Genomic DNA, 12,903 nt, shown 5'->3' with positions numbered 1-12,903 from the left:
CACGAGTCGCCGAGCTGTCGCCACCAGCCCCGCTACGCAGGTGATCCGGAAACAACTCCTGATGAGAGGATGGGGAGATGGCGGAAACCAAGCGCTCGACCGGGCGTGGACAGCGGACGGCGGGCGCCGACGCGGCGAGCGGCGGGTCGCGGCGCCGCGCGGAACTGCTGGCGATCGCGGCGGATCTGTTCGCCGAACGGGGATTCGTGGTCACGACGGTCCGGGACATCGCCGACGCCGCGGGAATCCTCTCCGGCAGCCTCTACCACCACTTCGATTCGAAGGAATCGATGGTCGACGAGATCCTCCGCGAGTTCCTGGAGTTCCAGCAGCGGCTCTACGCGGACGTGGTGCGGGACGCGACCGATCCGCGCAGCACCGTCACCGACCTGATCCGGCAGTCGTTCCGCGCCATGAACCAATACCGCTCGGCGGTCACGATCTACCAGAACGAGGCGAAGTACCTCGCCCAGTTCGAGCGCTTCGGCTACCTGCGGCGAGCGGGCAACGAGTTCGAGCGCACCTGGATCAAGGTGCTCCAGCAGGGGCAGCAGGCGGGCGTGTTCCGCGAGGACCTCAACGTGAAGATCGCCTACCGGTTCATCCGGGACACCGTGTGGACCACGGTGCACTGGTACAACCCGCGCGGCCGGTTGAACGCCGATGTCATCGCCGAGCAGCACGTGACGATCCTCTGCGAGGGGATCATGGCTCCGCGGCGGTGATCCGGCCGGCGGACTCGCCGAGGACGCGGGCGGCGTCGCCGACGATCCGGGTCACCAGTTCCGCGCAGCCGGGCAGTTCGTCGAGCATCCCCACGACCTGCCCGGCGGGCAGCACGCCCGCGTCGGCGTCGCCGCGCACCAGTGCCTGCCTGATCAGCATCGGCGTGTTCGCGGCCAGCAGCACCGCGCTCCACGGCAGCTGCTTCGCCCGCCGCATCGCGAGCCCGTCGGAGATCAGGTGCCGCCAGGACATCCCGGTCATCGCCTTGAACGCGACCGCCTGCCGCAGCGCACCCGGCAGCCGCCGCAGCGTGCCGCCGGATTCGGCGCCGTCGGTCAGGGCGCTGCGCAGCATCCGGTGCGGCATCCCGTCCACTCGTGATGTGACGAGGGTGTCGCCCGCGGCCGCCGCCAGGTAGCGCCGCTTGACCTCCTCGGGCACGGCGCTGTCGGAGGTGAGCAGGAACCGGGTGCCCATCCCGATCCCGGCCGCGCCGTAGCAGAGCGCGGCGGCCAGCCCGCGGCCGTCGAAGAACCCGCCCGCCGCGATCACCGGAATGTCCACGGCGTCCACGACCTGCGGAAGCAGCACGGTGGTGGCGACCGGGCCGGTGTGCCCGCCGCCTTCGCCGCCCTGCACGAGCACCGCGTCGGCGCCCCAGGCCTGCACCTTCTCGGCGTGCCGCCGCGCTCCCACGGACGGGATCACGAGCACGCCCGCGTCCTTGAGCTTGCCGATCAGGCGCTGATCCGGCAGCAACGCGAACGAGGCCACCCGGACCCCTTCACGGATGAGCAGGTCGACCCGCTGTTCGGCGTCGCCTGCGTCGGCCCGCAGGTTCACGCCGAACGGGTTCGCGGTGCGCTCGCGCACTTCCCGGATCGCCGAGCCGAGCTGTTCCAAGCTCATCGTCGCGGAGGCGAGCACACCGAGCGCACCGGCTTCGGCGGTCGCCGAGACCAGCCGAGGCCCGGCGACCCAGCCCATCCCGGTCTGCACCACCGGATGCCGCACCCCGGCCAACCGGCACAGCGCGGTGTCGAGCACGGGCGCGGTCATGCGGGGATCTCCTGGTAGCGCAGCCCATCGGGGTCGAGCACGGTGCGGATGAGTTCGAGTTCCGCGGCGGAGGGCAGCCGCGTCTCGTCCACCGAGCCGGTGTCGAGCTCGAAACCGGTGCTGTCCTGAACCTGCTCGACCGTCACCCCGGGATGCACCGACCGCAGCCGCATCGTGGCGCCCGGACCGGCGAAATCGAGCACGCCCAAGTTCGTGACCACCACCTGCACGTCGTGGAACCGCCCGGCGGACCCCACGGCCCGATCGTGCCCCACCCCGCAGACCAGATCGACCGACTCGACGAAGATCCGCTTGCCGTGTCCGGGAACCCAGTAGTTCGTCACGTGGTTGACGGAGTTCCCCGGAGCCCCGCGCGCCCCGATCAGCTGCACCTTCGGCCGGTCCCACGGTCCGATCCGGGAGATGTTCTGGTTGCCGTACCGGTCGATCTGGGTCGCCCCCATCATCACCTGGCGGCGCCCCCCGGCGAGCAGGTCGAGCACCTGCCGGTACGGCATCCAGCCTTCGGCGGTCACGTCCCGCGTCTCCTGCCCGAGCGCCGGAGTGTCGGCCAGCAGCACCGCTTCGCCGTCGGTCAACAGCAGATCCGGGGCCGTGGTCAGCCGAGCCAGCCGGGCGCCGAGCGCGGGAATCGCCCCGAACGGGGAGGCCAGCGCCTCGCCGGCGTCGCGCCAGGTGTCGGCGCAGGCGACGGCGCAGATCTCCGCGCGGCTCACTTCGCTGCTCATTCGGCCACCTCCCGTGCCGCATCGACCGCGGCTTGATACGCCTGTTCGTCGCCGCTGAGGAACTCCGCGCGAAACGCCTCCCAGCTCGCCGCGTCGGCGGCACTGGCCGCGTAGCGCCGCTGGAACGCTTCGTCGCGGTCGTAATCCGGTGCGCAGCCGGTGAAGTGCGCGCCGCGCGGCGTCTCGGCCACCGCGTCGGTGTGCGTCCGGTTCAGCAGCACCGACTGCACCGGCCCCGCCCGCAGCAGCTCGGCGGTGGGCACCACTCGTTCGCAGCTGACGTAGCCGCGTTCGGCCGCCGCGCACATCAGATCGTCGAAGTAGGGATCGGGGCCGAGGTACTGGGCGTTGCCGTGCCGGTCCGCGCGGTTGAGGTGCACCAGCGCCGCGTCCAGCCGCAGCGCGGGCATCGCCAGCAGTTCCTCGTGGTCGTCGTACGGGGACCGCACGGTGCGCAGTTCCGGGTTGAGCGCGGGAACGTCGGAGCCGACTCCGGCCCTGGTCGGCAGGAACGGCAGCCGAGCGGCCGCCGCGCGCAACCCGGCGAGCACCATTCCCTCGTCGTACTCGGCGACTTCGAGCTCGCCGCGCTGCCGGGCCGCGCGGAAGTGCGGGTCCAGCGGAATCGAATCCAGCGAGACGAACCCGAACACGACCTTGCGCAGCTTCCCCGCCGCGGCAAGCAACCCGACGTCGGGACCGCCGTAGGAGACCAGCGTCAAATCCCGCAGGTCGGAGCGCAGGATCGCGCGCACCAGCGCCATCGGTTTGCGCCTGGACCCCCAGCCGCCGATCCCGATCGTCATACCGCTGCGCAGCCGTCCCGCGATCTCGTCGGGAGTGGTGAGTTTGTCCCGCATCGCCCGCCCTTTCACCTGTTGCGCCCGGAGCCGTCCGGCTGCACGAACGCTTCCCGTGCCCGGTCGGACACTCCGCTGAGGTTGAGTTCGAAGGTGAATCCCTGCTCGAAGCGGTAGCTGCGGTTGACGTCCACCGGGTCGATGCCGTTGAGGGATTCCTTGGCCTTGCGGATCACGAGCGGGTCCTTGCGCGCGATCGACTCGGCGAGGTCGAAGGCGGCCTGGTGCAGCCGCGCCGGTTCCACGACTTCCCAGACCGACCCGAAGTGCGCCAGTTCCCGCGCGGTGGCGTTGCGACCGGTGTAGAACATCGCTCGCGCGTAGTGCTGCGGCACCAGCCGGGACAGGTGCGTGGCCGCGCCGAGCGCGCCCCGATCCACCTCGGGCAGGCCGAAATAGGCGTCCTCGGCGGCGATGATGATGTCGGAGTTGCCGACCAGGCCGATGCCGCCGCCGAGGCAGAAGCCGTGCACCGCGCTGATCACCGGCACCGGGCACTCGTAGACGCTCTTGAACGCCTCGTAGCACCCGTGGTTGACGGCGATGAGCTTGTCGTGGCCGGGATCGGCCGTGAGCTCCTTGATGTCCACACCCGCGTTGAACCCGCGTCCTTCCGCTTGCAGGACCACGCTGCGGGTCCGCTCGTCCGCACCGGCCGTTCGGACGGCGTCGGCGAGGTCGTGCCAGCCCTGCGCGGGCAGCGCGTTCACCGGTGGATGGTCCATGGTCAGGACCACGATTCCGTTGTCGTGGCGCCGAATCCGGATCGTCATGGCATCACCAAACCTAGCACTTGTTAGGTTGAGTTGGTACGGTAGCAATCGCGGTGAAGCTCCCGCCAGAGGCGGAAAATCCCCCAGAGGCTGAAATCCCGAGTCCCGGAGGTTGCGGTGGGCGTCGAGATCGACCTGTCCGGCCGGGTGGCACTGGTGACCGGAGGGACGCGGGGGATCGGAGCCGGGATCGCCGCGGTGCTGCTGCGGGCGGGCGCTCAGGTGTACGTGTGCTCGCGGAACCCGCCCGAACGACTTCCGGAGGCCGCGAGCGCCGAGTTCATCCCGGCCGACGTGCGGGACCCGGCCCAGGTCGACGAGCTGATCAGCGAGATCGTGCGCCGGTCCGGGAAGCTAGACGTGCTGGTGAACAACGCCGGTGGCGCACCGCCCGCCGACACCGCCACGGCCTCGCCGCGGTTCCACGCGAAGATCGTCGAGCTGAACCTGCTGGCACCGCTGCTGGTCTGCCAGCGGGCGTGGCCGGTGATGCGCGAGCACGGCGGCTCCATGATCATGATCAGTAGCATCGCCGCCGGTCGCGCCGCGCCCACCATCGCCGCTTACGCCGCGGCGAAGGCGGGGTTGGAAAGCCTCACCCGCACCCTCGCGCTGGAGTTCGCGCCGAGCGTCCGGGTCAACGCCGTGTCCGTCGGCGTGGCGCGCACCGACAACTTCGCGGAGCAATTCGGCGCATCGGCACAGGATTCCGGGTTCGCCGAGGGCGTTCCGATGGGGCGGCCCGCGGAGCCCGACGAGGTCGGCACCATGTGCGCCTTCCTGGCCTCCCCGCTCGCGAACTACCTGACCGGCGACGTCGTGTCCGTGCACGGCGGTGGCGAGCCGCACCCGAACTTGGCCCGGCTGGCAGGGAAATCCCCACCGGGGGACTGAACCGACAACGCAGGAGGCATCGTGGCCGGAATCTGCGAGGGCAGCGTGGTCGTCGTGACCGGCGCGGCCCGCGGCCTGGGTCGCGCGCACGCGCTGGAGTTCGCCGGGCAGGGAGCGTCCGTCGTGGTCAACGACCTCGGCGTCGCCCTCGACGGCGGCGGGGGAGACGACGGTGCCGCGGAGGCGGTGGTCGAGGAGATCCGCGCGCTGGGCGGCAACGCGGTCGCCGACGGATCCGACGTCGCCGACTGGCGGCAGGCCGCGGAACTCGTGGCGCGGGCCGTCGACACCTTCGGCCGGCTGGACGTGCTGGTGAACAACGCCGGTTTCGTGCGAGATCGGATGTTCGTGAACATCTCCGAGCAGGAGTGGGACGACGTGCTGCGGGTGCACCTCAAAGGCCACGCGGCGACGATGCGCCACGCCGCAGAGCATTGGCGGGACCGGGCGAAGTCCGGCGAACCCGTCGCCGCCCGCATCATCAACACCTGCTCCGGCGCGGGCCTGCTCGGCAGCGTCGGGCAGAGCAACTACGCGGCGGCGAAGGCGGGAATCGCCGCGCTCACCGTGAACGCGGCCGCCGAACTCGGTCGCTACGGCATCACCGCCAACGCGATCGCTCCGGCCGCGCGCACCCGGATGACCGAGCAGGTCTTCGCCTCGGACATGGCCCGCCCCGACGACGACGCCTTCGACGCGATGGCACCGGAGAACGTCTCCCCGCTCGTGGTGTGGCTGGGCAGTGCGGAAGCCGCCGAGGTCACCGGGCGGGTCTTCGAAGTGGAGGGCGGCGCGATCCGCGTCATGACGAGCTGGCGCCACGGCGCCGATCAGGACGCCGGCCGTCGCTGGTCCGCATCCGAACTCGGCCCCGTCGTGCACGACCTGCTCCGCCGTGATCCCGAGCCGGAACCGGTCTACGGCGCGAAACCGAAGCATCAGGAGTTCCGCTGACCGATCTGCGCAGGTGCCCGGGCAGCGGAGCGGCCGAACATCGTTCCGCAGGGCGCTCAAGGAGGAAAAGATGAGCGAGGCGTACATAGTTGATGCCGTGCGAACCCCGGTGGGCAAGCGCGGCGGCGGGCTCAGCGGGGTGCATCCGGCGGATCTGTCCGCGCACGTGCACCGAGCCCTCGTCGAGCGGACCGAACTGGACCCGGGCCGGGTGGACGACGTGCTGTGGGGCTGCGTGGACGCGGTCGGCGCGCAGGCGGGCAACATCGGCCGGACCGGTTGGCTGGCGGCCGGTTTCCCGGAGCACGTTCCGGGCGTCACCATCGACCGCCAATGCGGGTCGTCGCAGCAGGCGGTGCACTTCGCTGCGCAGGCCGTGCTCAGCGGCACGGCGGACGTGGTGATCGCGGGCGGCGTCGCGAACATGAGCGGCATCCCGATCGGCAGCGCGCTGCGAGCGGCCGAAGGCCTGGAGTTCCCCACCGCCTACGGTCCCGGTTCCGGTTCGCGGGGCTGGCAGGAGCGGTACGGCGACGCCGAAGTCACCCAGTTCAACGGCGCGGAGCTCATCGCCCGCAAATGGGGAATCTCCCGCGCGGACATGGAGGAGTTCGCGCTGTCGAGCCATCACCGGGCGATCGCGGCGATGGACGCGGGCCGGTTCGACGACGAGGTGGAGCCGATCGCCGGGATCCAGCGGGACGAGGGGCCGCGCCGAAACACCAGCCTGGACAAGCTCGCCGGGCTCAAGACCCTGCGGCCGGACGGGCTGCTGACCGCGGGAGTGTCCAGTCAGATCTCCGACGGGGCCTCGGCGCTGCTCGTGGCCTCGGAGCGCGCGGTGGCCGAACACGGGTGGACGCCGCGCGCTCGCGTGCACCACCTCAGCGTCCGCGGCGACGACCCGGTGTTCATGCTCTCGGCGCCGATCGCGGCCACCCGGCACGCCCTGGACCGGACCGGACTGTCCCCGGCGGACATCGACGTGGTCGAGATCAACGAGGCGTTCGCCAGCGTGGTGCTGGCGTGGCAGCGGGAGATCGATGTGGACCCGGCCAAGGTGAACCCCAACGGCGGCGCGATCGCACTGGGCCACCCGCTGGGCGCGACGGGGACGAAGCTGATGGCCACCTTGCTCGGCGAACTGGAGCGCACCGGTGGACGCTACGGGTTGCAGACCATGTGCGAAGGAGGAGGCACCGCCAACGTGACGATCTTGGAACGTTTGTGAGTTGGTGGGACGGCCTGCGTGGTTGGTCGGGTAGCGGAACCTCAGCGGCTTCCTCGCTGCGGGCTCCTTCGCCACGAGGGAAAGGCCGTCCTCGCGAGGAAGCCGCTGAGAACCCGCCGCGGTGCCGGTTGCTCCAGCTGGTCGCTGCTCATCGGCTCCGCCGCTGACAAGAAGCAGACCAAACGATCACCCGGGCCGTCGGCTCTCTCGCGCGGCGACAACTCGCCACGCCGTGGTTGGCGGGAGGTACATCTCTCTCCGTGCCGGGATGCACTCGGGTGCGGTGGAGGAGTGAGGTGGACTGCCCGCTTGGTATCAGGAATCCTGCCTGGTCAGCGGGTCGTCGGGAGATCGGGTTCAGGTGTCCTCGCGTGCCGGTGGCGGGTGTGCGGAGCCCGAGGTTCGGCGGTCGTCGGTAGGCGAGCGGAGTGTGTTCTAGACCGCACGTGACCTTCTGAGGACATTTCACGTTTACCTTGCCAGGGGCGAGGTTGTGATCCGGGAGGTTCGGTTGGTGGATGTGGACGTGGCGCGAGGGCGGCACGAGTGGATCCGTCCTGGCGCGTTCGAGGTCGCGCCGGGGGTGCATCGGATCCCGCTACCGATGCCGGGCGACGGTCTGCGCGCGGTCAACGTGTACGCCATCGAGGACGGCGACGGCCTGGTGCTGGTGGACGCCGGGTGGGCCAGGGAGGAAGCGCGGGACGCGCTGGAAGCCGCCCTCGGCGAGCTGGGGCACGGCCTCGGCGACGTGCGCCGATTCCTGGTGACCCACCTGCACCAGGACCACTACACGCTCGCCGTGCGGTTGCGCGCCGAGTTCGGCGCGGGCATCGCGCTGGGCGCGGGAGAGCGGCCGTCGCTGGACGCGCTGCTGGCGGGCACGCACGACCGGCAGCTGTCCAAGCTGGAGCGGGGCGGGGCGACCGAACTCGCCGAGGTGGTCCGGGACGCCGTGGCAGGCGACCAGGGGAAGCCGGAGGAGGGCTACGAGCCGCCCGACGAATGGCTCAAGGACGGCGCCGAAGTGGAGCTCGCCACCCGCACGTTGCGCGTCGTCGAGACGCCGGGCCACACCCGTGGGCACGTCGTGTTCGTCGACGAGCGGAACTCGTTGCTGTTGGCCGGCGATCACGTGCTGCCGCACATCACGCCGTCGATCGGGCTGGAGGCGGCGCGCACCCCGCTCCCGCTCGGTGACTACCTGAACTCGCTGCGGCTGGTCCGCGAACTGCCCGACCTGCGGCTGCTGCCCGCGCACGGGCCGGTCACCGACAGCGCGCACGCGCGCGTGGACGAACTGCTGGAGCACCACGAGCAACGGCTCGCCCAGACCGCGGCGGCCGTGCGCGGCGGTGCGGCCACGGCGCACGAGGTCGCCGGTGTGCTCGGGTGGACCCGCCGCGAACGGTCCTTCGCGGAACTGGACATGTTCAACCAGATCCTGGCGGTGGGCGAGACGCTGGCGCACTTGGACGTGCTGGTCGCCCGTGGCCAGGCCGACCGCACCACTGTGGACGGTGTCGACGAATTCCGGTCGATCTGATGGGCCTGCCGTGCACAGTCCGGTCGCGGCCGGGATCAGCGCAGCAGCAGGCGAACCGTGAGCTCCAGCCGGTTGGCCACATCGGTCGCGGACGCGCGCCGGGTGACCCAGGCGACCAGGTTCGACAGCCACACGTCCGCGATGACGCGGGCGATCGCGCGCTGCTCGTCGGTGGGCTCGTCGTCGCCGGTCGTCATCGCCCCGCTGAACAGCGTCTCGGTCAGCGCCCCGACCGCGTCCACCTCATTGGCCGCCGACGTGTCGGCGAACATGAACGCGCGAGTCATCGCCTCGGTCAGCTGCGGATTGCGCTGCATCGTGCGGGTCGTGCGGGACAGCACGAACAGCACCCGGTCGTACGGGGTGTCGCCGGGGATCTTGGTCCGGTCCAGCCGGTCCAGGGAGCGTTCGAACTCGCGAGCCAGGCCGGTCACCAGCAGGTGGATCTTGGACGGGAAGTAGCGGTACAGCGTTCCCAGGGCCACATCGGCCTTTTCGGCGACCGCGCGCATCTGGACGGCTTCGTAACCGCCCTTGCCGGCGAGCGCGATGGTGGCGTCGATGATGCGCTTGCGGCGCGCGTTCTGCGCCGCCGAGCCACCCTGGTCCTCGGCCAGCAGGCCGGACGCGGCGGATCCGCGTCGAGGCATGGCGTTCATGAGGTCGGTCCTCTCAACGTGCGTCGATGGTGCGGCGGTGCCCGTCCGGGCACGGCCTCTTCCGGCAGGTCTGCGTTGACCTCATGCCTTGTGAGTCCTTGCAAGGTGATGTGCGTAGCGGGTCCCTCAGCGGAACCTCAGCGGCTTCCTCGCCGCGGGATCGATTTCTCCTGCATGCCCCTGCGGCACGAGATCGCTGTCCGCGCGAGGAAGTCGCAGAGAACCCGCCGGTGGTCGTTTCGCCGGGGTGGTCGCCGCTCAGCGGCTCCGCCGCTGACAAGAAACAGATCCAAGATCATTCCCCACGGGCTCCTTAATGAGAACATGTTCCAGTCTACCCGTTGCGAGCCGCGGCGGCCCCGCGAGGTGAATACGTGCGAATAGCGCTGCTGTCGTACCGGAGCAAGCCGCACTGCGGCGGGCAAGGTGTCTACGTCCGGAACCTGAGCCGCGAGCTGGTCGAACTCGGCCACCGCGTCGAGGTCTTCTCCGGGCCGCCGTACCCGGATCTTGATCCGGGCGTCGAGCTGACCGAGGTGCCCAGCCTGGACCTGTACCGGGACGAGGACCCGTTCCGAACGCCGCACTGGCGGGAAATCCGGGACCTCACCGATGTGCTGGAAGTCGCGACCATGTGGTCGGCGGGCTTCCCCGAGCCGCTGACCTTCAGCCTCCGCGCGGCCAAGCTGCTGCGCGCGCGGGCCGCGGAGTTCGACGTGGTGCACGACAACCAGTGCCTCGGCTACGGGCTGCTCGGCCTGCGCCGCGCGGGACTGCCGCTGGTGGCGACCGTGCACCACCCGATCACCCACGACCGGCGGCTGGAGCTGGCCGCGGTGCAGGGCTGGCGCAAGCTCGGCGTCCGCCGCTGGTACGGGTTCTTGCGGATGCAGGGGCGGGTCGCGCGGCGGATCCCGGAACTGTTGACGGTCTCGGAGTCCTCGGCCCGCGACATCGTCGACGACTTCGACGTCGCTTCCGAACGGCTCCGGGTGGTGCCGCTCGGCGTGGATCACGAGGTGTTCCGCCCGCCGGAGCAGCCCCGGGTCCCGGGTCGGATCGTGGCCATGGCCAGCGCGGACACCCCGCTGAAGGGGGTCGGCACGCTGCTGGAGGCGGTGGCGAAGCTGCGCACCGAACGGGAGGTCGAGCTCGTGCTCGTCGCCTCGCCGACGCCGGGCGGGCCGACCGATCGGCTCATCGACGAGCTGGGCATCTCCGGCGCGGTGCGCACCGTCAGCGGGATCAGCGATGAGGAGCTGGCGGCGCTGGTGGGGTCCGCGGAGATCGCCTGCGTGCCGTCGCTCTACGAGGGTTTCTCGCTGCCCACGGTCGAAGCGATGTCCTGCGCGACACCGCTGGTCGCCAGCCGGGCGGGCGCGATCCCGGAGGTCGCCGGGCCGGACGGCCAGTGCGCCGACCTGGTCCCGCCGGGCGACGCTGAAGCGCTGGCCGGCGCGCTGGGTGCGCTGTTCGACGACCCGGAACGCAGGCGGCGGATGGGCGACAACGGACGGCAACGAGTGTTGACGAAGTACAGCTGGGCGTCGGTGGCCGCGGCCACCGCCGAGTGTTATGCCGAAGCGGAGGCGGAAATGGCGGGCAAGAAGTGCTGACAGTTGATTTCGACCTGCTCGGGGTGCGAGCGGGACAGCGGGTTCTGGACCTCGGAGCCGGTGCCGGGCGGCACTCCTTCGAGTACCTCCGGCGCGGTGCGAACGTGATCGCCTTCGACCAGGACACCGAGGCGCTGGCCGAGGTCGAGACGATGTTCGGGGCGATGGCCGCCGCCGGGGAGGTCCCCGAAGGCGCATCGGCGACGACGGTCAGCGGTGACGCGCTCGGCCTGCCGTTCCCGGACGACCACTTCGACCAAGTGATCGCCTCCGAGATCATGGAGCACATCCCGGAGGACGAGAAGGCCATGCGCGAGCTGGTGCGCGTGGTCAAGCCGGGCGGCCGGGTCGTGGTGACCGTGCCGAGGCAGTGGCCGGAGCGGATCTGCTGGGCGCTGTCGGACGAGTACCACCAGGTCGAGGGCGGCCACGTGCGCATCTACCGCCGTGAGCAGCTGATCGGCCGACTGCGGGAGGCGGGTCTGCGCGAAGTGCACCACCATCACGCGCATGCGCTGCACGCGCCGTACTGGTGGCTCAAGTGCGCCGTCGGCGTGGACAACAGCGAGCATCCGCTGCCGAAGCTGTACCACAAGCTGCTGGTGTGGGACTTGATGAGCAAGCCGTGGCTGACCCGCACGGCGGAGGCCGCGCTCAACCCGGTGCTGGGCAAGAGCCTGGCGGTGTACCTGTACAAGCCGGAGGTCGTTGGTGCCTGAACTGCCGGCCGTCGACGGGGTGCTCTCGTCGGCCGATGTGCTGGAAACCGCCAGGTCGATCGCCGGGGTGCAGGAACGCTCCGGCGCGATCCCGTGGTTCCCCGGCGGTCACGTCGATCCGTGGGACCACGTGGAGTCGGCGATGGCCCTGTCGGCGGCCGGTCTGCTGGTCGAGGCGGAACGCGCCTACGACTGGCTGCGCGAAACCCAGCGCGCGGACGGATCCTGGCCGCTGCAGGTGCGGGCCGGAGTGGTGGAGGACGCCGCGGCGGACACGAACTTCTGCGCGTACCCGGCGGTCGGCGTCTGGCACCACGTGATGGTCACCGGCGATGCGGGTTTCGCCGAGCGGATGTGGCCGGTGGTGCGCCGGGCGATCGACTTCGTGCTGGGCCTGCAGCGGGATCGGGGCGAGATCGACTGGGCGCTGGGCACCGGTGGTGAAGTGGGCGGTGAGGCGCTGCTGGCGGGCAGCTCGAGCATTCATCACAGCCTCGTGTGCGCGCTGGCGCTGGCCGATCACCTCGGATGCCCGCAGCCGGACTGGGAGGTGTCGCTGGGCGGGCTCGGGCACGCTTTGCGCCACCACCCGGAGGCCTTCGCCGAGAAGGACCGGTACGCGATGGACTGGTACTACCCGATCCTGGGCGGTCCGCTGCGCGATGACACCGGCCGGGACCGGATCATGCGGCGCTGGCGGGACTTCTTCGTGGACGGGCTCGGGGTGCGCTGCGTGGACGACAACCCGTGGGTCACCGGCGCCGAGACCTGCGAACTGGTGCTGAGCTTGGATCTGCTGGGGTGGCGCACCCGTGCCCTGGAGGTGTTCGCCTCGATGCAGCACTTGCGGGAGCAGGACGGTTCGTACTGGACAGGGCTGGTGTACACCGACGGCAAGCACTGGCCGGTGGAGCACACCACGTGGACCGGCGCGGCGGTGATCCTCGCCGCGGACGCCTTGTCCGGAGCCACGCCGGGAAGCGGCATCTTCCGCGTCGCAGGCCCGCGAGTCGCGCTCCCGGCCGACGGCGCCTGCGGCTGCCGCTCCCCACTCCCCGAACTCGTCCACGAGTGACCACCCGCCCCGACCGAACGCCTTCGTCCGGGAAGTCCGCGC

General features: G+C 70.8%; 13 protein-coding genes. 8 read left to right on the top strand and 5 right to left on the bottom strand.

Annotation, left to right across the window (positions count from 1 at the left end; genetic code table 11):
• Positions 1-77 precede the first annotated feature (77 nt).
• Positions 78-725 carry a TetR/AcrR family transcriptional regulator gene (locus tag H2Q94_RS16635; RefSeq protein ID WP_243788083.1) on the top strand — a complete coding sequence of 216 codons (648 nt, stop codon included), beginning with the start codon at positions 78-80 and terminating at the stop codon, positions 723-725.
• Here H2Q94_RS16635 and H2Q94_RS16630 read toward each other — a convergent pair.
• From H2Q94_RS16630 to H2Q94_RS16615, 4 genes are read right to left on the bottom strand one after another with little or no spacing between them, the layout of a single operon-like run.
• Complete coding sequence (locus tag H2Q94_RS16630) at positions 706-1,785, bottom strand: NAD(P)H-dependent flavin oxidoreductase (protein ID WP_243788082.1); 1,080 nt, start codon at positions 1,783-1,785, stop codon at positions 706-708. The genes H2Q94_RS16635 and H2Q94_RS16630 overlap by 20 nt on opposite strands.
• Complete coding sequence (locus tag H2Q94_RS16625; RefSeq protein WP_243788081.1) at positions 1,782-2,534, bottom strand: CoA-transferase subunit beta; 753 nt, start codon at positions 2,532-2,534, stop codon at positions 1,782-1,784. The genes H2Q94_RS16630 and H2Q94_RS16625 overlap by 4 nt, the downstream gene beginning before the upstream one ends.
• Positions 2,531-3,394: a CoA transferase subunit A gene (locus H2Q94_RS16620; RefSeq protein WP_243788080.1), complete on the bottom strand. Its 864-nt coding sequence runs from the start codon at positions 3,392-3,394 to the stop codon at positions 2,531-2,533. The genes H2Q94_RS16625 and H2Q94_RS16620 overlap by 4 nt, the downstream gene beginning before the upstream one ends.
• An 11-nt stretch (positions 3,395-3,405) precedes the next feature.
• A complete protein-coding gene (locus tag H2Q94_RS16615; RefSeq protein WP_243788079.1) occupies positions 3,406-4,167 on the bottom strand; it encodes an enoyl-CoA hydratase family protein in 762 nt (253 codons plus the stop codon).
• Between the two features lie 117 nt (positions 4,168-4,284).
• On the opposite strand from H2Q94_RS16615, the gene H2Q94_RS16610 reads away from it, so the two are divergent.
• The 4 genes from H2Q94_RS16610 to H2Q94_RS16595 all read left to right on the top strand — a co-directional run bounded on the left by H2Q94_RS16610 (position 4,285) and on the right by H2Q94_RS16595 (position 8,792).
• On the top strand, positions 4,285-5,061 hold the full coding sequence (locus H2Q94_RS16610) for an SDR family oxidoreductase (protein WP_243788077.1): 777 nt from the start codon (positions 4,285-4,287) through the stop codon (positions 5,059-5,061).
• Between the two features lie 21 nt (positions 5,062-5,082).
• Positions 5,083-6,015 carry an SDR family oxidoreductase gene (locus H2Q94_RS16605; protein WP_243788075.1) on the top strand — a complete coding sequence of 311 codons (933 nt, stop codon included), beginning with the start codon at positions 5,083-5,085 and terminating at the stop codon, positions 6,013-6,015.
• A gap of 70 nt (positions 6,016-6,085) precedes the next feature.
• Positions 6,086-7,246 carry an acetyl-CoA C-acetyltransferase gene (locus H2Q94_RS16600; protein ID WP_243788073.1) on the top strand — a complete coding sequence of 387 codons (1,161 nt, stop codon included), beginning with the start codon at positions 6,086-6,088 and terminating at the stop codon, positions 7,244-7,246.
• Between the two features lie 514 nt (positions 7,247-7,760).
• Entirely contained in the window at positions 7,761-8,792 is a 1,032-nt protein-coding gene (locus tag H2Q94_RS16595) for an MBL fold metallo-hydrolase (RefSeq protein ID WP_243788071.1), read from the top strand.
• 35 nt (positions 8,793-8,827) lie between these two features.
• Here the strand turns inward: H2Q94_RS16595 and kstR are convergent, their stop codons facing one another.
• Positions 8,828-9,451, bottom strand: a complete 624-nt coding sequence (gene kstR, locus H2Q94_RS16590; RefSeq protein WP_397545358.1) for a cholesterol catabolism transcriptional regulator KstR — start codon at positions 9,449-9,451, stop codon at positions 8,828-8,830.
• A 374-nt stretch (positions 9,452-9,825) separates the two neighbouring features.
• On the opposite strand from kstR, the gene H2Q94_RS16585 reads away from it, so the two are divergent.
• From H2Q94_RS16585 to H2Q94_RS16575, 3 genes are read left to right on the top strand one after another with little or no spacing between them, the layout of a single operon-like run.
• Positions 9,826-11,067 (top strand): glycosyltransferase family 4 protein, encoded by a 1,242-nt coding sequence (locus tag H2Q94_RS16585; protein WP_243788070.1) that lies wholly within the window; start codon positions 9,826-9,828, stop codon positions 11,065-11,067.
• Positions 11,061-11,786, top strand: coding sequence for a class I SAM-dependent methyltransferase (locus H2Q94_RS16580; RefSeq protein WP_243788069.1), 726 nt, complete (start codon positions 11,061-11,063; stop codon positions 11,784-11,786). Before H2Q94_RS16585 ends, H2Q94_RS16580 begins: the two co-directional genes overlap by 7 nt.
• The gene (locus H2Q94_RS16575) at positions 11,779-12,861 is read left to right on the top strand and encodes a prenyltransferase (protein WP_243788068.1); all 1,083 of its coding nucleotides are present in this window, start codon (positions 11,779-11,781) and stop codon (positions 12,859-12,861) included. Before H2Q94_RS16580 ends, H2Q94_RS16575 begins: the two co-directional genes overlap by 8 nt.
• The last annotated feature ends 42 nt before the right edge of the window (positions 12,862-12,903 follow it).

Source organism: Saccharopolyspora gloriosae, from assembly GCF_022828475.1.
GTDB lineage: Bacteria > Actinomycetota > Actinomycetes > Mycobacteriales > Pseudonocardiaceae > Saccharopolyspora_C > Saccharopolyspora_C gloriosae_A.
The sequence above is the reverse complement of the archived record's forward strand: the minus strand, read 5'-3'. Positions and strand labels throughout refer to the sequence as shown.